The organism is Pseudalkalibacillus sp. Hm43, assembly GCF_051842935.1.
Taxonomy (GTDB): domain Bacteria; phylum Bacillota; class Bacilli; order Bacillales; family Fictibacillaceae; genus Pseudalkalibacillus.
Genome location: NZ_JBPXRR010000001.1, coordinates 1,321,329 through 1,341,451, shown reverse-complemented (window position 1 = coordinate 1,341,451; position 20,123 = coordinate 1,321,329). Strand labels below are relative to the sequence as shown.

The window sequence follows — 20,123 nt, the reverse complement described above, 5'->3', positions numbered from 1 at the left end:
ATTGATTACAGTATTTTTAATAAGGTGGTCATAACATGCTGGATACTCATGCAAGGAAATATGTACAGCCAATCATAGAAAAGACGGCAGATTTCTTTATAAAAGCAGGACTCAGTGCCAATCAGGTCACGTATCTTGGATTTTTCGTAGGAGTATCCACAGGTATTTTTGCCTATCTCGGATATCCAATCATAGCAGTATTCGTGCTCTGGCTCTCTGGTTTTCTAGATGCAGTGGATGGAACGATGGCTCGAAAGACAAAACCATCCCCATGGGGCACCCTATTAGATATAACGTTTGATCGGCTTGTTGAGATCAGTGTGATCATTGGTTTAGCGTTCAGATTTCAGGAATCCATGTGGGCGTTGCTACTTTTGAGTGTTTCCATCATTTTCGCTATGACGGTTTTCCTCACTGTAGGAGCTCTTTCTGAGAAAAATGGCATCAAGTCCTTCTATTATCAGGCAGGACTTGCAGAACGAACAGAAGGCTTTATCCTTTTCTCTCTCATGATTTTGTTTTCACAATATTTGACTGTCATCACATTGGTGTTTCTGGCAATTGAGTTGTTCACAACCTTCCAACGGCTTTTAGAAGCTCGGAAACTGTTAAAGGGTTGACGTAAATACGTCAACCCTTTTCAAGTTGATGTTATTTCTCCAACTTTACACCAAGGCCTTCAGCCATTCGGTTTACAAAATTGAAATAGGATGCAATTTGGCATATATCAAGAATTTCAAGGTCAGTACATCCTAGGTCCTTCAGCAAGTTGACATCCTCATCTTTTACCGCACTGGGCTCTTGTGTCAATTTTACAGCATAGTCAAGGATCACTCTTTCCTTTTCAGTCAGATCCGCTTCTTTATAGTTCTGCTTGATTTGTTGGACAAATTCCTCATCTTTCACAAGTAAATGGAGCGCCGCCCCATGATGTTCAATTCAGTAAAAGCATTCATTCGTCGAAGAAACGACGGTTGCAATCATCTCCCTCAACCTTCTTGGTAATGGAGATTTTCCGAACATGATGACCCGGTAATAGTCTAAATGGGCTTCTAATGATTTTGGATTCAAGGAGTGGACTCTCAAAATGTTCGCCATTTGACCATTGAAACGGTCATATAGTTCCTTCATTTTTCCTTCAGCTCGTTCATGATCGATGATTTCAATTCGTGCAGACATATGTATGAACCCCCTTTTCAATAGTTTATCAAATGTTTGATCTTTTCTTCGACTTTTTAAGCTTCACTCTTTCCACAATCAAGTAAACGATTGCCGCTACGAAGAAAATGGAGTGGGTGATGCTGAATTCTCTCCCATAAAAATCAGGGTCCCAATAAGAAATAGGTCCTCTGACAATATAATCATTCAACGGATATAAAATGGGAACGGCATCTTCGACATGTGTTAGAAGATCAATGATGATATGGCCCAACCATCCATAGAGAACGGCTTTCCATGGTGACAGCCGCCATTTTGTCAATAGGATCGTAATGATCATAAGGAAGAGCCATACAGGAATCGAATGCCCTAGTTGTCTTAACACGATGACAAGCGGGTGATCAAACATTTGGTGGACGATACTATGTAATTCAAAAGCATTTTCTTCTATCGGAAAACGTATCGCCATATAGAGGAACATGATGTAGTAAATGATATCTGGTAAGATGCTCCCGAAAACGAAAAACTTAGCAAGGCGTTTTTGTTTACGGAAGATAAAGTATGTCCAGAACCCATGATGAATCGTGTTCATAGACAACCTCCTTTTGAGAACACTTATCTTTAAGTAAATCATGTGACCTCAACTGAATCTGTAAGTTATATTACATATAGAAGAGGTGACCCCTTAGGTGCTGGACGAACACGCTCTGAATGGGTCACCTTCAATAATGGATCATATCATATTGGTTTTGTACCAGGCGTTGGCCTTCTCCACTTCTTCTCTAGTCAACTGGTGGCCACCATTGGTCCAGAACTCCTCAACTGCTGCTCCAGATTTACGAAGTTCTTCAGCTAGTTCTTGCGTTTCATCCATCGGAATGAGCGGATCGTTCTTACCTGCTCCGATAAAGACGGGAATTCCATCAAGAGAAGGCAATTGGAAGTTCTTCAAAGGCACCATCGCATGAAACAATATAGCACCTTTCAAAGCATCTTGATAGTGATATAACAAACTGCCAGCTATATTGGCACCGTTCGAATAACCGATTGCGACGACATGGTTACGATCAAATCCGTATTCCTTTGACATATCCTCAATGAAATCATTGAGATCATTCGTACGGCGTTTCAAATCTTCTTCGTCAAAAACCCCTTCACGCAGTCTTCTGAAGAAGCGAGGCATGCCGTTCTCCTCAACATTTCCTCTTACTCCAAGAATCGATGCTTCAGGATCGATCATTTCGGCTAATGGCAACAGGTCCTTTTCATTTCCACCTGTACCGTGTAACAATAGTAAAGTTGGTGCATTTTTGTCTTTGCCTTCTATAAATATGTGTTGGTGTTCCAAGTAAGCGTCCTCCTTCGTGTCAACTTATTCTTTCGTATCGAGTGGCTTCAATCGCTCTTCAATCTCTTTACGGTCATTTTCGAAGTATGGAGGCAATGCGAGGCTTTCACCAAGAGATTCGAACGGTTCATCTCCTTCAAAGCCAGGTCCATCTGTTGCTAATTCGAATAAGATTCCATTCGGTTCTCTGAAGTATAATGATTTGAAATAATATCGTTCTACAAAGCCTGAGTTGGGGATTCGCAGCTCTTTGATGTAGTCGCCCCACTTTTGCAACTCTTCTTCACCTTCAACACGATAAGCAACGTGATGAACACTTCCTCGTCCGGGTCTTTCTGGAGGTAGATCATTTCGTTCAATCAAATGAACTTCAGCACCATTTCCACCCTCACCGGTTTCATATACATCAACTTGATTGTTATCACGTTGATAGCTTCCTATTTTTGTGAATCCAAGTACATTTGTAAGAATTTGTTCTGTTTTATCAATCTTTGGGATCGTAAGGAATACAGGACCGAGACCTGTAATACCGTATTCCACTGGTACAGGACTCTTTTCCCATGGCTTCCCGCTCTCCACGCCAGTGTCGTGTTCATCAGAGATGAGCATGAGGCGTTGACCTTCAAAATCCTTGAAAGAGATCGTCGCTCTATCGTTTATGTGATGAATCTCACCATGCTCTACTTCATATTTGATGAATCGTTTTTTCCAGAAGTCTAACGCTTCATCTGATGGTACTCTCAATGAAGTCGTGGAAATGCTACTCGTACCTTCATAGGTTTGACCGGCCATTGGGATTTCAAAAAAGGTAAGGTCCGTTCCTGGATTTCCTCTTTCATCCGCATAGAAAAGATGATAAACGGACGGATCGTCTTGGTTGATCGTCTTCTTCACAAGACGCATACCTAATACTTTTGTATAAAACTCATAATTCCTCTTAGCTTCTCCTGTAATTGCAGAAACATGGTGTATACCTTTTAGCGGCTTTCGTTCGCTCATACCTCAACACTCCAATCCAGCATATTAATTACTAACTAATAGTAAGTGACCTTCATTTAATAGTATACCATTAAATGACGATTACAAAACATTTGTGCTCAAATCAGAGAAACCATAAAATGGACAGTAGTAAGACTATGAGGAGGAAATCTACAATGGCAGAACATCGTTTCCATTTGAAAGCAGATTGGCCAGGCCATAGAAATGACGTAGGAGAAATAGAAACAGCAAATTTAAGGACAAAGGTTTCCATTCCACCTGAAATGGATGGACCAGGAATCGGAACCAATCCCGATGAAATGTTATTAGGTGCCGCTGCAACTTGTTATATCATCACGCTAGCAGCGATGTTGGAAAGAAGTCGGATGGATAAACAGTCACTCACGATGGAATCGGAAGGAATCGTCGATGTGACCAATCAAGTGATTACATATAAGGCGATCATCCATCGTCCTAAACTCATCTTGAAGAATGGATCGGACAAAGAGATGAAGAAAGCTCAAAAACTCATTGATAAAGCAGAAGAATCTTGCATGATATCAAGGGCGATCAAAGGCAATGTCCATGTCAGTGTAGAACCCCTTATTACCTTTGAATAAGTTTTTTCGCCCATCTGATAACGGAATGATCGGCATCGACAACAAATTCCTGACCTCGGGCGACAGATTGAAAATATTCCTCTTTCCAGCTAGTCGGCTTATGGTAACTGATCGGACAGTCCCTGAAACATTCGGGTAAATCCCAGCAAGACTTATTCATGCCTTTCTTCGTCAATACATACTGTTCGTCATAGTTGAAAGTCCCGTATCCTGCCTTCTTTTCACTCCAATCCAGCGTATTTCGAGCGATGTAGATGGTATTCCTCTCTTTCTTTCGCTTGGCTGGAGTGACATGAGGGTGGTCCTTCATCCAATCTTGGACAGCCGCAGATGGATGGACTTGATGAATTTCATCCACTTGGAGGTACCCATAAATGATATGCCTGCCTTTTTGATCTGCAGGGTCGAAAATCAATCGATTCCCTTTACGCAATGTGTTTCGAAACCAGCCGAAGAACAGGAATAGGTCTCCTTCTTCTACCCCTTGATTTTCCAGGTGGCGTTGGGCAGCTCCACTTTGACCGAAGATTCCCTTCCAACCCTTTTTCCTTCTTAACGTATTCTTCTGAAGGTCAGGGTCCAAATGACAGTAGGTTTTTTCATCAAGAGACGTCCATTGATTGTTCACCTTTACTTTATCTTTAAAAGAATGCATCACATCCATATATGATTGTTGATTGAAAGCAAGGTTGTTGTACGCTATGCTAGAATCTTGATCAGGAATGGGCAAAGACAACAAGGTTCCATCTGGCAAAATCGGACTAGGATAACCTCCAGATGAAGAGTCGAATCCCTTCCTGCTTAAAACGATTTTCATGTATTTCACCTCTCTTGACTATGAAACCATAATCGGAGCACTCTATAAACTCATTCGCACCTATTTGTAAAAATCCTGTCGTAGAATGAAAAAGTAGGCTGTCCATTTTACTTGGACAACCTACTAGATTGATCTTCCTTATTGGAATCCTCGATATTCTTCAAGGGTCAGTTGCTTAGAATGAATATACCCTGCAGCTTTCTTTCCAACGTATCTTAGATGCCAAGGCTCATAACTATATCCTGTAATATCAGATTCACCTTTCGGGTAGCGGATGATGAAGCCATACTCATGAGCGTGATTCAGCACCCATTGTCCTTCCTCGGTCTGATCGAACGATTGGATGAGTCTGTAATCCACAGCTGGAGACGTTACGTCCATCGCTAAACCGGTTTGATGTTCACTTTCCCCGGGTTGAGCACTGACTTTATTCGCTTCCTCTTTACTGCCATAACGGTCTACATTGGAAGCAAAGATGGCTTCTTGGCGATCATAGGAGCGGTAACCGGATTGGGCGAACAACTCTAAACCTTGACTGTTCGCATCTTCAAACATTTGGTCTAGCGCTGTTGCAGCTTCTGAGCGGAGTAACTTCTTCGGTAGATCCTCTTCAAATGGAAACGGGACTGGTGTTTCGACTAGATCATTCGGTACATAGGAGTCGGGTAAATGACGTTTTTTATTAACAACTGCTAATATGGAGCTTGGCTTGTCAACGATCACAGGAGAACTTTCTGTTGGTTCAGGATCTTTGTGTTTTTCAGGATCCTTGGATGCTTGATTTTCTTCGCTTGTGTTTTTGTCTTCATTTTGTTGTTCCGTTTGCTGCTTCTCTTCTTTGTTTGTGTCTGAATCATCCGTGGATTGTTTTTCCTCAGTCGAATGCTTTTCCTCTTTGTGCTGCTCTTCCTGTTCGGTTTGTTCCTCTTGTTTCACTTCTACTTCCCTTGCTGAAATTTTCCATTGATCTTCTGTATACTGATAGGTGATTTTAAGCGTATATTTTCCTCTTAACTGATTCTGTGTTGTTTGGATGACGACATAGGTCGTTTCCGATTGTTGTTTCTCTTCAAATTCTTCATCTGTATTCAACCATACGGGCGCATCTTGTTTTTTGAGATAAAGATCATCATTTTTTTCTTCGAAGTATTGGTCAACATAATGTTCAGCCACATCTTTTGCTACTATGGCTTCAAGATGCTGGATGAGTGATTCTTTATCGGAGAATGCTTTCACCCTTTGTTGTGCATTCGTCTCTTGCATCAGCAAATCTTTGAAAGAAGATTCAATTTTTGCATAAGCTGGCTCTTTGATGGGATCCTCATTTTCTTTATCTCTTTGTTCTTCACCATTTGCAACCTCATGATTTGGCTCATTGTCAGTACCGGCTTCATCATTTTGACAGCCTCCTAAAATGATGAACGTAGAAATCAATAGTACCGACAAAAGTCTCATTGTATGACCTCCTTATCCTTCTTCTTTATATTCAATGTCATATTTGGTAATCAACCATTTTCCATCCATCCACTCGAACTCCGTTTGAATGACGTAGGTTCCGTTTAATTCATTAGAACGTAGTTGTTCGATTTTGAATTTGCCTTCCCCATTCTCTTCCAAACGAATATCAGAGAAATCAAATCGTTTGATTCCATGGAATGTTTTAGGTTTCAGTTCCCCGTCCTTTTCTTCCATAAAACTATTGACCCATTTCTGAGCAACTTCTTCAGTCGCTGACTTTTTCACTTGAGTGATCGCATCCTCCACGGAGTCATACCGGGTAACCGTGTTGTTCTCGTCAAGCTCAGGGTACACATCCTCATAAAACTGTTTAAGTAACGCTTCTGCTTTTTCTTCTGAGAACGTTTCAGGTTGTTGCTCAGTGTCCTGATCATCTTGCTCTTTTTCATCCTCTGAAGGTTGTTCCTGGGATGGCTCCTGTTCCTCTTGCGGCTTTTCCTGTTGACCAGTCTGCTGCTGTAATGATTGGAAGCCGATAGCTGCAACAATGATCAATAGAATGGATAATGTTGCAAAGCTGAGTGTTTTTTTGAAAAAGAAGGTACCCTTCGGTTGTTTCTGTTCCAACTCTTCAAGCTTCTGAAAAGTTTCACGTTTCTTATCCTCAGAGAAATGAATTTCATCCAAGGATGATTTTTGCTTCAAATCATTTAGATCCCTTTTCATACTTCTTCATTCCTTTTTTCTAAATACTCTTCTAGCATTTGTCTGGCTCTTCTCAATCTCGTACGTACCGAAGTATCCTTCAAATCCAGAATTTCACTGATTTCCTTTGTGGAATAATCTTGATAATAATGCAAAATGGTCACTTCACGGTATTTGACTGGTAATTGTAATACAAATTGGGTCAACGCATCATGTTCCATCTGAGTCGTCACTTCCGATTCAGGGGTTTCATGCGTTTTCGGTTGACTGAAAAAAGGCAAATCAAATTGCATATACCTCTTCCAACCACTTTTCAAGTGATCTTTACACTTGTTGATGGTTATCCGGTTCAACCATGTTTTCAGAGAAGAATTGCCTTTAAAGCTATCGAGTTTCGTATAACATTTCAAGAAAACGTCCTGAGCAATATCTTCTGCTGTCGTCATATCTTTCACATAGGAATAAGCCAAACGAGTCATATGGGACCCATGCTCGTTCATGACCTCTCGTAAAACATCCTCTTTATTCAATTGGTTGGTCTTGTACCTCTCAATCAAGCTCTCCACTGTCAACAACCACCCTTTTTCCGCTCCGTATATTTAGACGAAGATCTTATCCATTACAATTCAAAAAATTTTCTCTTATATAATGTGTACCCAGGAAAAACAAAATAAAAAAGATAGAATGCCATAAAAAAACTGCACGGCCAAATGTGACTAACATTTGGTCGTGCAGTTCTGCATGCCCTCGGATTCAATAGGCTTGATTCCAGACAATTTTACCTGATTTATTATGATAATCAACTTCTACTTGAAAGTTATGCTTTTCATAAAAATGAATGAGTCGATCTAAATGATCCCAATCACGATCGGAGATGTCTCCTGTAATATAAGGGATGTTTTTATCTTTTGCGAGCTCTTTCAAATAATGGATGCATATCGTTCCGTAACCTTTGTTCTCAGGACCTTTAATATCACCAATATGAATGCGATCTTCATCTGGGAATAGAGCCTGCAGTGCAAAATCCCAAACGCCTCGGAAAGCAGAATCACAGTCATTAAGCATAAGGTTGCAACGTTCTTCTTCTTCCGCTTTATAAACGATGACCAAGTTGTCCTCTTTCGTTTGATCGACACCGACAACGTCCCACTTTTTCGCGATTTCCTTCATGTCGTTTTGCATACGGAATACTTGCATTTCCATTTCTTCTAGATCTCGGTCGTTTTCTTCAGTAAAAACAGATTGATAGGCTAATGACATTGTGTTTCTCCTTTCTTCAGCAATGATTTGAATCGTTGTTTAAATGTTTTGTGTTAAAAATGATCCAACACACAATTTTCCATTTTACAAGATTTGAATCACTTTTTCAAATCTCCACTAAAAAAGACTCCTTAACAGGAGTCTGTAACGTGACTATTCACCGTTTCCCCCATGCAGTGCTCGACGTGCAAGTGTCTGTATGACAGCATCATCCATTGGTGGATTGTGTAAACCGGCACGAACATCCCGATAATACCGTTCGAAGCTAGAGGATTTCGAGAGCCCCCTTCCACCGACAATCCGCATGGCGAGGTCAACTACATCATTTGCCGTATTGGTTGCGATTGTCTTTACCGCAGCAAGATCTGGCCCTAATTCACTTCGCTTATCAGGTTGTGCATCCCATTTTTCAGCAACGGCGTACATGAAGTAACGAGCATTTAATAAGGCAAGGTCCATCTTCCCAATCTTTTCTTGTATATGAGGAACTTCAGATATGGGCTTGTTCAGGCTGTTCGGTTGATAGGTTTGTGCGAATTCGATGGCATCGTTTCTTGCTGCCAGTGCTATACCAAGGTAACAAGCGGGTATATGGAGCAACCAGCCTTTTGGGATGGATTTCTCTGGATTAGGCTTCTTCGTCTCAACCATCCTGCTTCCAGCTACATGTACAGTATTCAGCACTAAATCATCACTTGCTGTTCCTCTCATTCCTAATGTGTCCCACGTATGCTCGATTTCTACCCCTTTCTGATTTCTTTCTACGAGAAACCATCCTATTTCTTTTGTATCTTCTATAGAGGCTGAAACGATATAATAATCTAGCACATCTGCCATGGAGGTAAAGGATTTTCTCCCATTCAGTATATAGCCATCTTCTGTTTTCGTCGCATTCGTTTCAGGGATGCCCCCACGGGTAGGACTACCAGTAGCAGGCTCTGTCGCCGCACGGTTAATGATTTTGTGTTTGTCTATTATTTGTGATCCTAACCAGTTGAACATGTCATCCGTCCATAATTGTTCATCTCGAAGTTCCATCACAATACCAAGGTGCCAGCCTATAGATAGTGCAACGGAAGGATCTCCTTCCGCCAGTTTTTCCTGTGATAGGAGAAATTCATATAAGGAAGCGTTCTTGCCTCCAATCTCTTCAGGTAGGGTTAGTGTTATGTAGCCAGATTGTTTGAGATCATTTAAATTTTCAAGGGAGAATGTTCCTTCCCTGTCGGTCTCCTTCGCTCTTTTTTTCACTTTATCCGACACAGACTTGGCTAACGAGTACAGTGCTTTCTGTCGATCTGTTTTAACAAAAGGCTCATCCATTTTCCACATCTGAAAACCACTCCAACTCATTCAATTGTATAAAGCATACTAAACCTGTCGGAATTTATTCAACTGTGATGCTTTCTACACAGAAAGAAAGGGCCTTTTCTGGCCCTATTTACTCTCACGGAGGCAATTTCTTTTTACTAGATACTTCAGATGCTGGACAGGCATGGATCCATACCCTTGTTGATCCCCTAGATTAAATGAGACCACATTCCGGAAATGAGATGTGATTTTCAATGTTGTAGCTGAATTGAAGTTGACGGAACCTGGATCTGTAATCTGATAAATCGTGCCATCTTTAAGGTTCATGGAGACACTCCTCAAACTATTTTTATTCTAGTATCTCCAGACTCAGCATCATTATATGTTGATACAAAAAAAATCCCTGGACAACTTACATCCAAAAGATTTCTAGAGTTTATTTATTCACTGGTTCTTTCAAATTTTCAGCCAATCCCTCTTGATAGGCCATTTCTAGATACATGGAAACAAGTTGGCGAATTTTCGGTTCTACCCCTAAAACCTCCAGGTGAGTCATACATTTCCTTATGGAAGAACTACTTGGATCAACGTTCAACACCTCTAACAACTCCCTCCGAACATGGATTCAACAAAATCATGTACGTGGCCCTAATCCCTAAGCACGAATGTTGTTAAATCAAGTATGAGGGTTGTTAGTCATTAATGATACCCCTTCGCCCAAACTTCTTATTGTTCGACAATAAAAATAGTCATTTTACTCCTTCTCGATTCCGTAATAATTCAACTTCAGCCTTCAGGTTCTCTAATTCGTCGAGTAAAGACAGAATCATCTCATCACTTTTTTGCATTTCATCATTCAAATACTGTATCGTCTCTTCTTCCCAAATGAATGGATTCCCATTAGAAGGGGACATAGGTAGGTTATCATATACAATTCCGTCCTCTTTAGGAGCAGGCTTAAAGTAAATCACAACTTCGCAACCGGGATCCCCCATTGCAATCCGTTTCTTCAAATGTACCTGTCCAAAACCCATCTTACGGGCTGCAATCCCTCCAAAGACGCTAGAAGTCATCATACAGAGGTGTGGTGCATCTTGAACAATTTCCCCGAAAGGACATCCAGTAGCTTTGACGACAGCATAATCCTCATTGATCTCAGATATGCGGAAATGCCCCCCAATCGAATTCTTTAAATCGACAATCACTTCAGCATATCGATCAACTGTCCAATCATCTTCTGGATTACAATAGAATGATTCGATCCACTCCCCGGTTTTTATCCCTAATTGTTTGATATACTCCTCTGCATGTTCCCCTACTGTCCGTCTGTGTAAGTGAGCATATTGTGTGACCAGTTTTGACAGAAAGATTGTTGCATTGAAACTTTGGTTCTCTGACATAGTAATCTCCCTTCCCAAAACCTTTTTCCTCTATTATACAGAATATTCTAATATATTTATATTAAAAATATTGTTTAATATAAAAAAAGGCAGGTTCCCCTGCCTTTTTTTCGTCATTAACCTGCGATATCTTTCTTTTGTTTGACGCCATCTCCCCAGCACTCTGTATTTTCAATGCCGAGTTTGACTGGATCGAACGTAGGATCTTTTCCTTCTTTACGTTGCATTTCATAGTCTTTAAGAACTTTGAAGGCAACTTTTCCAAGAAGTGCAATCCCTACCAAGTTGATCAAAGTCATCAATGCCATGAATAAGTCTGCCAGACTCCAAACGAATGCGAGTGGAAGCATTGCACCGACCATGACCATTCCCATTGTAGCTAACCGGTATACAAAAATGGCTGGCTTGCTTTCCTTGATGAATTCGATATTCGTTTCACCATAGTAGTAGCTTCCGATAATTGAACTGAAAGCAAATAAGAAGATTGCAACTGCGATGAAGATCGTAGCTGCGTTACCAACATGATCTCCAAGAGAATCCTGAAGCAACTGGATTCCGGCAACATCGCCAGTTTGGTAGATCCCTGACATCAGGATGATGAACGCTGTCGCAGAACACACAATCAATGTATCAAGGAATACGCCAAGTGTTTGGATGAACCCTTGTTTTGCTGGGTGGGAAACACTTGCAGTCGCTGCTGCGTTCGGCGCACTACCCATACCAGCTTCGTTAGAGAATAGTCCACGTTTAACACCATTCATGATTGCGGCACCGATTCCACCACCGATAGCTTGTTCTAATCCGAATGCACTCTTGATGATTAACATGAACATTTCTGGGATTTGTCCAACATTCAAAATGAGTACGACAATCGCCAGGATAATATAAAGAACAGCCATGATTGGAACGACTACAGAAGATACGTTCGCGATACGGTGTACGCCACCGAAAATGACCAATCCAGTAAGGACCGTAATGACGATACCAACTACTGTACCATTGAAGTTGAATGCATTTTCATATGCAGCAGAAATCGTGTTACTTTGTACCGAGTTAAAAATAAGACCGAAAGTTAATGCAATTAGTACTGCAAAAATGATTCCAAGCCATCTTTTCCCGAGTCCTTTTTCAATGTAGTAAGCAGGACCTCCACGGAATGCTGATTTATCCTTGATTTTGTAAACCTGAGCAAGTGTACTTTCTACAAAACTCGTTGCTCCACCTACTAATGCTACGATCCACATCCAGAATACAGCCCCTGGACCACCAAGACCGATCGCTACGGCAACCCCAGCAAGGTTACCTGTACCAATACGTGTAGCTGCACCGATACAGAAAGATTTGAATGAAGAAATGCTTTTTCCATCTGTAATCGTTGATTTCTCAAATAATACTCTTGTCATCTCTCCGAGGTAGCGGAACTGTACGAATCTTGTTGCTACCGTGAAGTATACTCCTAGCCCAAGTAAAGCGGCGATCAGAACATACCCCCATAAATACGTATTCAAAAATCCTACGATGTTTTCTAACACAATACCTAACCCCTTTTCCCATTTTTTGTTTTTTCTGAATTTTTAACTTAAATATTATTATAATAAAAGCTTGTCTATTTGCAACAACTTTCTGCATATTCTTACATTTCGACTTCCGAAATATCGCGGATTTTACCTTATAAAACAACATTTTGTTACATGATTATTCGTGTGCAAATTATTTTTTTTGTAAAGAAGATCTTGTGTAAAAAATGGAAAATCCAACATTAGAATGCTGGATCATGACTTCTATTTGGATAGAATCCGTAGATACTCTTTCCACGGTCCTACATCCTGGGTATAACGATTTGCCATCACTCTTGTGATTTGTGAGATATGATTCAGATCATGGACGACCCATGTAGAGAGTAATTGATGAAGCGATACCTCTCCGAACGCTGGATGTATCCCTTTTAATTCAAGCTCTGCTACGTTTGAAATAGAATCGATCTCATTGAGATTCTGATCGCGTAACCTTCTGAATTCTTCAAGTAACTCTTCCAATGATCGGTCTTTGTTCCGAGTCAGATGTTCGAATCGATCAAAGGGTTGAAACTCCAAGTTGTCACCTTGTGAACGAATGATCTGTACTCTTTCCAGCCAATCCCTTCGTTCCCCGTCTATGAGATGACCTACAACATCAAATGGAGACCATGTATCCTTTCCTTCATCAGTCCGGATCCAGTTCTCCGACAATCCGGAGAGCAATGACGCCAAAACATTTGGGGTGTTCCTTAATATTTCTTTTGCTTCTTTCAAATCGAAATTCATCTTCTCCACCTCCAATAAGTTACAAGTTAATTGTACACGAAAAAAAGAGACTTACCCGATCATTCCGGCAAGTCTTCAAGTAATTGATCGTTACTATGATTTGTTCCGTTGGATCCTTTGATAACGGTATCGACTCCATTGATATCGAACGAAACAACCTATACAAAACCCCATTATGGCAATGAAGGAAGCAGCTGCGACCATGCCACTCGATAAGTAATACAAAGTTTCTGATCCTATTCGTTCTCCTATTAACGCACTTATCAATAAGATTACAGCGATCAATTGATTGAATTGTTGTTGTTCGCGATCTTCTTGTATATAGGATGAATGATCCTTTTTGAGAAAGTGGCGTGCCAGTTTCATTACTGGATTATATTTAAATAGTAAACCGGAAAGTCCAGTAATCAACGGGAAAAGTAAAACCCATTCCGAACTGGTGAACCAAGCAACAACTACGGAAAGAAAAATGAACCATTGATTCGTTCTTATGATGGGTCTAGGAATGGATTGGATAGAATGAGACATTTATATAAGACCTTTCTTATATGAATGATATGGTTATCTTAACCTTATTCATATGGAAAGGGAAGTGTGAGCACTCGGCATTATGGTATTTCAATTGCACCAATCTGCTCATATGTCTTCATTTCGTGTGTGACGATACTGTTGTTGGAAAAGCTGTATAAGTGATCGTCGATATAGATCAATCGATGAATTTCCTGTTCCCACGGCGATTGATATAAGTCTGAAACGTCCGCATGTGAAATCTCTTCTATTAACTTTAAACCATCTTTCATCGTGATCTGGTAAACGTGGGCTCCGTTAAACAAGTAGCCCCCCGTTTTTTCATTGTACATTTGTAATGGAAAAGCGAACAAATTCTTTGAAGGTTCAAACAAGAGCGCTTTATGGTCATGGTTCAAAGGTGAGTAGGTTCCGCTTCCACCAATGATTTTGGTGTGAATTTCTTTTGGATCATGCATATCTTTTACGTTGAAGATCGAAATTTTTATGCCGTCTGTTTGAATCATCGGTTCTCGACTACCCTTAAGGTTCACCAGTTTTGTGTGGTGACCGAAACCGATGATATGGTCCTCATCATAAGGGTGCAGATAATTACTGAAACCTGGAATTTTGAGCTCTCCCTTTACTTCTGGGTTCCGGGGATCACTAGCATCAATTACAAAGAGAGGATCCACTTGTTTGAACGTGACAATATAGATCCTTTCATTCATGAACCGTGCAGAATAGATCCTTTCCCCCTCAGCTAATCCCTCTACTTTTCCAATCAAGTTCAAGTGTTCGTCATAAATGAACAAGTGGTTAAAGGATTGTGTACGATCATCTCCTGAAAATCCACTAGTTGTCGCGATTCTGAAATTCCCCTCGAATTCATCCATAGAAAACTGGTTCAGAACCGTTCCTTTAACAGTTACGGAAGCTTTGTAATCTATTTCTCCATCCTCGATGGTGAACTTATAAACATCAGTGTCCGGTGTATAACTTCTCCTGAATTCTGAATCATTAACTACATTTGTTTGGACAGCAATATAAAGGTTCTCCTTGGACATAAACAACTCTCCGCCTCCACCAAGAAATGTCTCGTGAAATGCTGGACTTTCCGGTTTATCGATATTGATGGAAGAGATTGTCGTGTAATGGGATTCATTTGTATCAGGAAAGTACTGAATCTCATCATAATCAATGACATTCATCTTGTTGCTCATAGCCGTATCTCTGAACCTTGGTCGAAGTTCGACTTTTTCATCCCCCTTTTCGAACGTACGCCAAACTGGAGGGTGATATTGGGAAATCAAGTAAACATGTTCCTGAGATCTTCGAGCAGACAAATAGGACCCTTCGATTTCCACTTCCCTTTCCAAGATTGGGTTGGATACATTTTCAACATCATATACCTTCATTTGAACACTATGAAAGGCAGTTCTTGCAATAGAATCCTCAGAGCCAGATGACTTTTGTTCGTGGGATGTTTCGCTTTGATAGGAATGACCCATTACGATGAGCTTATTGCCATATAGGAGTAATTGGTGTGGAGAAAATGCCATATCCTCAAAACGGATGGTAGTCATCAATTTCAATTCGTCAGCAGGTTTTGCTCTCGTGATATGGAGTTTGTTACGGACTAATTGGTAAATGAAATCACCATCATTCTTGATCGTGTCCGGTTCATCTACACCCTGTACCTGGATATTCGTAGTTGAATGACTTTGATCAGAATTCCCACTGCTGCTATTGTCAGCCATTTCCATTGATGATTCACCATCTGCTGAGGATTTTTCCATGACATGTACACTGTTCTTATGGCTCTTTTCAAAATAGGCCTGAAGTCTTTGTTTTGATCCAATTACGGGTAAGCGATCTTTCACAACGAATTGAATGCGCTCTCCATCGAGCTTTCTTCCACCAACGGATTGAATGTCTTCAGTAAGATGGAGTGTGAAGTAATTACTTTCTGAGTCATAACCTTCGTGTGGAGATGCAATGGAAATGGACCTGTTATCTTCGTTCAGCTTAATGGATACAGCTTGTTTCTCCCCATCCTCATTTGTGACATACACACTTTTATCTGTTACCGAATGTGCATTCAATTCTTTTGAAAATGCCAAGTCCAGATTTTTATTTTGCAACAAAATTTTCCCTCCATCTTCCCATTCATTAAGCACCTTCAGTTCGGTTGTATAATAGACAGCAATGGTGAATATTGTGACAAACATTACACCAGCGAGCAGCCACCATTTCTTCATAAAAAACGCCCCCTTTTTCCTAGAGACGTTTTCCATTAAGATTCCGTTACAAAAACTTCCTTTTCAAGAACATGAAGTTCTGGTAGGTTTAAATAACGATGGATTCAGAAGGGTTGGATGACATGGAAAAATACCGTTTATTAGTGATTGGTGCAGGCAGGATGGCAGAGGCCGTTACATCTGGTCTGCTGAGTCAAGAGGAGTCCCTATTTTCGACAATCCTGGTTGCAAACAGGTCTGATCAAAAACGCTTGGAGACATTTGCTAGTAAGTATGATGTAGAAGTTACGACAGATTGGAAGTCAGCAGTTTCCAATTCGGACGTGATTCTATTGGCTGCACCTCCGAAGGCACATGAACATCTGTTGCACGAACTGTCCAGTCAATTGGATGAGCAACTCATACTTACCGTTGCAGCTGGCATAGACCCTACCTATATGGAAAGTCAACTACCCGACGGTACACCAGTCTGTTGGTTGATGCCGAACACAGCTGCTCTCGTTCAAAAATCGATGACGACTTATACATGTGGTAGGCATGTGGATCAGACACACCGAAAAATCATCGAACATATTTTGGACTCAATTGGTGACTATGAAGAACTGACAGAACAACAGGTACATGATTTGACAGCTATAACCGGTAGCGCTCCTGCTTTCCTTTATCTGGTTACTGAAGCGTTGGAAGAAGCCGCCCAAGCTTATGGTCTCACAGATGAACAAGCACAGCGGTTAGTTACGAAAATGATCAGCGGTTCAGCTGCAATGCTGGAGACTAATACACCCGCAGTAGAGTTAAGGGATCAAGTAACGACACCGGGAGGTTCAACAGCAGCTGGTGTCGAGGTTTTGGAGCAATCTGATTTGAAAAAAGTCTTGAAACAAGCCGTATACGCAACAAACGAGCATGCCAGAAAAATACATTAGGTAGGAAATTCTGCTCAAATCTCGAATGGTATAGGTAATGTATAAGGAGGGATTTCAAATGGGCATTTTAGATGGTTTGATGGGCAATGCATCAGAGGCAGATCTGAATGCAGTCGCTAAAGACCTCGAACAGATTGTAACGGAAGGTGAACGCGTCGAAAAAGCATTCAAAATCATCCGTGACATGATTGTATTCACAAACAAACGATTGATTTTGATTGATAAACAAGGTATGACAGGTAAAAAGGTGGAATATCATTCTGTACCCTATAGAAGTATTACGCATTACAGTGTAGAAACCGCCGGAACATTCGATATGGATGCAGAGTTGAAAATTTATATTTCGAGTACTGCACAACCGATTTCAAAACAATTCCGTAAAGACAACAGTATATTTGATGTCCAACGGGCACTTGCCACTTATGTGAATGCCTGATGAATAAAGGATGACCGGAAACGAATTTCCGGTCATTTTTTTATGTTTCAAATTAGTAACGATCTTTGTTTCGCTCTATTTGTTTATTAAGTGCATCTGCTGTTTTGTCTACAGCATTCATTGCGGCACTTTCTGTAGCTTCCACCGCATTTTGAACACTGTCAAAAGCGGTATCAGCGCCGTCCTTAATATTCTTTGCAGCTCGCTCCACTGCACGTTGTCCATCATTTCGTTTATGAGACATTTTCAGTCCTCCTTTGCTGTCAGTAAAGAACATTATTAGGTTTTTACTGTTGATTGAAATTATGCGCCAATCGTACTATTGACAGAAACCACCATATCCATAAGGAATTCGAACCATTTATCTTTCTATTTGTTGCCCTAATGCAAAAACGAAGTCTATAATGTGTATTAGCGCTAAAATGTTTCCTTAAGGAAAAACACAGGAGGTTTTTACATGTTTTTGTCTTTTATTAGGCGTAACGTCTATGCAAGTTATGGTTTGACCTTAATCCGCGTTTACTTAGGATTTATATGGTTGCAAGCAAGTTGGGGAAAGATAACGGGTTCATTTGATGCAACTGGCTATTTGAAAGGGGCTTTGTCAAAAGCGGAAGGCGAACACCCTGCTGTCTCTGGGTGGTGGGCATCTTTTATTGAAAATGTTGCTTTACCGAATGTTTCAATCATCAACTTCATGGTTCCATGGGGTGAATTTTTGGTTGGAGTTGCCTTAATACTTGGCGTATTCACCAGTTTTTCAGTATTAATGGGGCTTATCATGAATTTTTCTTATATCTTTTCAGGATCTGCTGGTCAGAATCCATCTATGGTGATTATGGGGTTCCTCGTTCTGATTGCAGGGTATAATGCTGCTCATTTCGGAATGGATCGCTGGATTTCGAAAAAAGCTCGTACAACTACTGAAAGTTCACAGCCGAAGGATCCGGCATATGACAATTAAAAGATATGAGGGTGACGGAAACGATCCAGTCACCCTCTTTTTTATAGTATTCTAAGGATTCCATAGCCTAGAACAATCCCGATCCCAGCACTTAATAAACTTCCGATCAAATAGTATTCCGCGAAGGATTTGCTTTCAAATTGTTTGAAACGGGTCAAGGATTTTACAGCAATTAAGAATGTCATCCCGTGTGGAATACCTTGGACGATGAAGATCATGATCAACACTCGTTCAATCATGCCTATATAACGTCCGATCTGTTTTGGAGAATCTTTATAATATTGATCGGTACGAATAGTCGTAACTTCATTCACTTCTTCCCCTTTTTCATTGAAAAAGGTTTTGATTTCTGTTTTTTCATCGGTAATACTGTACATATTTTTTTGCAATGTCGGGTTGGGACCAAGATCCCTCAATACGATACCTAAGAAATACCCGGCTCCTTCTGTTGCTAGGATGAGGATGACTCCAATCATGAGCAACTTCGATAAATCCGTTACTTCTACTCCATCAAATAAAAATGTCAATAGTGCATTATTCAGCTCAATCCATGAATAGGAAGACAATCCAAAAAGATTGAAAAATAGGAGTATGAACGTGACGTGAACGAATTGATCGAGTATGAATAAGCTCGCTCGAATACCCACCCTATCATGCTGCCGATTGATCCATTCCTTCAACCAATCCACAGCATAGTGCGTAAGAGCTATTGAAATTAAAACACCACAAATACTAACAATAAGGGTAGTAGGATTCGTTTCGCCCCAGGTGAAGTAAATTACAGTACCTATCAACATGACCACGAAATGTATCAATACATGTAATCCTAAACCTTTATGCAAATGGTCCTTTTTCAGTCGGATGATCCGATTCGTCTGTAAAACGAAATCTGCCAAAAAGTGAGTGAAAAGAATGACTAAGAGAAATTGGAACACTTTATCTCTCCTCGCTCTTCATTCTGTCTTGCATGTCCCCTAATAACGCCATAAGGCTATTCTCCATTTCAATGACTGTATGGTATTGAGCTCTAGATAATAGATAGGAAACGGTCGATTTTGCAGATTTATATCCAAGCTGCTGACCAATTTGCTCATAGGTAGCATCAGGATGCGTTTCAAGTAAGCCAATGACTTCCTTTTGCTTTTCACTGCGACCGATCTTCTTTTCAGTAATAGCATAATTGAGGGCATTCAATGCTTGATAAGGGAACTTCTTTGAGTAAAAAAAGACTGTGGAACGTTTCGTTTCGATGATCCATGGCTTGATCTCTTGATGCTTGTCCTTCAAATACCGATCCCGAGCATCAAGTGCATTCAGGACAGCAGACCCGTTCATCGTGTGTATCGTCGAGTCTTGTGTATCAAGAACTCCGAGTCCGATGCCGATATACAGATCAATTCCTTCTTTGGACAGGAATTCTTCAAGCCATCGAGAAACCTGGAATCCAGTACGGAAACTTTCAATCACACCAAGTAACTCATCTCCGTTGCGCACGTCAAATGGCACGAGAACGTCATCTCGATGTCGATCATTGATGTATTCAGCGCACCGCAGTAATGCTAATCGAAGCTGTTCTTTATCTTTCTTCCGAGAGTCTTTAACATCTACTGCGATACACATACTCGCTATTCCCATAAAACTCACCACCTATAGTTGATGTTTTTTCATCAA

The 20,123-nt window shown here is 40.6% G+C and carries 25 protein-coding genes; 5 read left to right on the top strand and 20 right to left on the bottom strand.

All coding sequences use genetic code 11. From position 1 onward, the window contains the following. The first annotated feature begins 35 nt into the window (after positions 1–35). Complete coding sequence (locus ACSVDE_RS07205) at positions 36–620, top strand: CDP-alcohol phosphatidyltransferase family protein (RefSeq protein ID WP_439300251.1); 585 nt, start codon at positions 36–38, stop codon at positions 618–620. A 31-nt stretch (positions 621–651) separates the two neighbouring features. Here ACSVDE_RS07205 and ACSVDE_RS07200 read toward each other — a convergent pair whose 3' ends face one another. The 5 genes from ACSVDE_RS07200 to ACSVDE_RS07180 form a co-directional block, all read right to left on the bottom strand. Then, positions 652–939 carry a peroxidase-related enzyme gene (locus tag ACSVDE_RS07200; protein ID WP_439301946.1) on the bottom strand — a complete coding sequence of 96 codons (288 nt, stop codon included), beginning with the start codon at positions 937–939 and terminating at the stop codon, positions 652–654. Further along, a complete protein-coding gene (locus tag ACSVDE_RS07195; protein ID WP_439300250.1) occupies positions 940–1,179 on the bottom strand; it encodes a peroxidase in 240 nt (79 codons plus the stop codon). A gap of 28 nt (positions 1,180–1,207) precedes the next feature. Then, entirely contained in the window at positions 1,208–1,750 is a 543-nt protein-coding gene (locus ACSVDE_RS07190; protein ID WP_439300249.1) for a hypothetical protein, read from the bottom strand. Between the two features lie 141 nt (positions 1,751–1,891). Beyond that, complete coding sequence (locus ACSVDE_RS07185; protein ID WP_439300248.1) at positions 1,892–2,506, bottom strand: alpha/beta hydrolase; 615 nt, start codon at positions 2,504–2,506, stop codon at positions 1,892–1,894. A 24-nt stretch (positions 2,507–2,530) separates the two neighbouring features. Then, positions 2,531–3,505: a ring-cleaving dioxygenase gene (locus ACSVDE_RS07180; protein ID WP_439300247.1), complete on the bottom strand. Its 975-nt coding sequence runs from the start codon at positions 3,503–3,505 to the stop codon at positions 2,531–2,533. Between the two features lie 155 nt (positions 3,506–3,660). Between ACSVDE_RS07180 and ACSVDE_RS07175 the strand changes: the two genes are divergently transcribed. Then, positions 3,661–4,104, top strand: a complete 444-nt coding sequence (locus ACSVDE_RS07175; RefSeq protein ID WP_439300246.1) for an OsmC family protein — start codon at positions 3,661–3,663, stop codon at positions 4,102–4,104. Here the strand turns inward: ACSVDE_RS07175 and ACSVDE_RS07170 are convergent. The 12 genes from ACSVDE_RS07170 to ACSVDE_RS07115 all read right to left on the bottom strand — a co-directional run bounded on the left by ACSVDE_RS07170 (position 4,091) and on the right by ACSVDE_RS07115 (position 16,126). Continuing rightward, positions 4,091–4,921: a hypothetical protein gene (locus tag ACSVDE_RS07170; protein ID WP_439300245.1), complete on the bottom strand. Its 831-nt coding sequence runs from the start codon at positions 4,919–4,921 to the stop codon at positions 4,091–4,093. The two genes, ACSVDE_RS07175 and ACSVDE_RS07170, sit on opposite strands and share 14 nt — an antisense overlap. 138 nt (positions 4,922–5,059) lie before the next feature. Continuing rightward, complete coding sequence (locus tag ACSVDE_RS07165) at positions 5,060–6,376, bottom strand: M15 family metallopeptidase (protein ID WP_439300244.1); 1,317 nt, start codon at positions 6,374–6,376, stop codon at positions 5,060–5,062. Positions 6,377–6,388: 12 nt separating this feature from the next. After that, entirely contained in the window at positions 6,389–7,105 is a 717-nt protein-coding gene (locus ACSVDE_RS07160) for a hypothetical protein (protein ID WP_439300243.1), read from the bottom strand. Beyond that, positions 7,102–7,650 carry a sigma-70 family RNA polymerase sigma factor gene (locus tag ACSVDE_RS07155; RefSeq protein ID WP_439300242.1) on the bottom strand — a complete coding sequence of 183 codons (549 nt, stop codon included), beginning with the start codon at positions 7,648–7,650 and terminating at the stop codon, positions 7,102–7,104. Before ACSVDE_RS07155 ends, ACSVDE_RS07160 begins: the two co-directional genes overlap by 4 nt. A gap of 187 nt (positions 7,651–7,837) precedes the next feature. After that, a complete protein-coding gene (locus tag ACSVDE_RS07150) occupies positions 7,838–8,344 on the bottom strand; it encodes a hypothetical protein (protein WP_439300241.1) in 507 nt (168 codons plus the stop codon). Positions 8,345–8,497: 153 nt separating this feature from the next. Beyond that, positions 8,498–9,676, bottom strand: a complete 1,179-nt coding sequence (locus ACSVDE_RS07145; protein WP_439300240.1) for an acyl-CoA dehydrogenase family protein — start codon at positions 9,674–9,676, stop codon at positions 8,498–8,500. Positions 9,677–9,781: 105 nt separating this feature from the next. Next, entirely contained in the window at positions 9,782–9,982 is a 201-nt protein-coding gene (locus tag ACSVDE_RS07140; protein WP_226548824.1) for a hypothetical protein, read from the bottom strand. Positions 9,983–10,404: 422 nt separating this feature from the next. Further along, positions 10,405–11,055, bottom strand: coding sequence for a methanogen output domain 1-containing protein (locus tag ACSVDE_RS07135; RefSeq protein WP_439300239.1), 651 nt, complete (start codon positions 11,053–11,055; stop codon positions 10,405–10,407). Positions 11,056–11,171: 116 nt separating this feature from the next. After that, positions 11,172–12,587, bottom strand: a complete 1,416-nt coding sequence (locus ACSVDE_RS07130) for an alanine/glycine:cation symporter family protein (protein WP_439300238.1) — start codon at positions 12,585–12,587, stop codon at positions 11,172–11,174. Between the two features lie 249 nt (positions 12,588–12,836). After that, on the bottom strand, positions 12,837–13,358 hold the full coding sequence (locus ACSVDE_RS07125; protein WP_439300237.1) for a DinB family protein: 522 nt from the start codon (positions 13,356–13,358) through the stop codon (positions 12,837–12,839). A gap of 93 nt (positions 13,359–13,451) precedes the next feature. Continuing rightward, a complete protein-coding gene (locus tag ACSVDE_RS07120) occupies positions 13,452–13,886 on the bottom strand; it encodes a DUF4395 domain-containing protein (RefSeq protein ID WP_439300236.1) in 435 nt (144 codons plus the stop codon). Positions 13,887–13,966: 80 nt separating this feature from the next. Then, a complete protein-coding gene (locus ACSVDE_RS07115; protein WP_439300235.1) occupies positions 13,967–16,126 on the bottom strand; it encodes a beta-propeller domain-containing protein in 2,160 nt (719 codons plus the stop codon). A 98-nt stretch (positions 16,127–16,224) separates the two neighbouring features. On the opposite strand from ACSVDE_RS07115, the gene proC reads away from it, so the two are divergent. Together proC and ACSVDE_RS07105 are read left to right on the top strand one after the other, a co-directional pair. Next, entirely contained in the window at positions 16,225–17,052 is an 828-nt protein-coding gene (gene proC / locus ACSVDE_RS07110; protein ID WP_439300234.1) for a pyrroline-5-carboxylate reductase, read from the top strand. Between the two features lie 58 nt (positions 17,053–17,110). Next, complete coding sequence (locus tag ACSVDE_RS07105; protein ID WP_439300233.1) at positions 17,111–17,488, top strand: PH domain-containing protein; 378 nt, start codon at positions 17,111–17,113, stop codon at positions 17,486–17,488. A gap of 52 nt (positions 17,489–17,540) precedes the next feature. On the opposite strand, the gene ACSVDE_RS07100 is transcribed toward ACSVDE_RS07105, so the two are convergent. Further along, positions 17,541–17,732, bottom strand: coding sequence for a hypothetical protein (locus tag ACSVDE_RS07100; protein WP_439300232.1), 192 nt, complete (start codon positions 17,730–17,732; stop codon positions 17,541–17,543). A 213-nt stretch (positions 17,733–17,945) separates the two neighbouring features. On the opposite strand from ACSVDE_RS07100, the gene ACSVDE_RS07095 reads away from it, so the two are divergent. Beyond that, positions 17,946–18,452: a DoxX family protein gene (locus ACSVDE_RS07095; RefSeq protein ID WP_439300231.1), complete on the top strand. Its 507-nt coding sequence runs from the start codon at positions 17,946–17,948 to the stop codon at positions 18,450–18,452. A gap of 41 nt (positions 18,453–18,493) precedes the next feature. Here ACSVDE_RS07095 and ACSVDE_RS07090 read toward each other — a convergent pair whose 3' ends face one another. Together ACSVDE_RS07090 and ACSVDE_RS07085 are read right to left on the bottom strand one after the other, a co-directional pair. Beyond that, positions 18,494–19,387: a DUF3307 domain-containing protein gene (locus tag ACSVDE_RS07090; RefSeq protein ID WP_439300230.1), complete on the bottom strand. Its 894-nt coding sequence runs from the start codon at positions 19,385–19,387 to the stop codon at positions 18,494–18,496. Position 19,388: 1 nt separating this feature from the next. Further along, on the bottom strand, positions 19,389–20,087 hold the full coding sequence (locus tag ACSVDE_RS07085; RefSeq protein WP_439300229.1) for a hypothetical protein: 699 nt from the start codon (positions 20,085–20,087) through the stop codon (positions 19,389–19,391). Positions 20,088–20,123 lie beyond the last annotated feature (36 nt).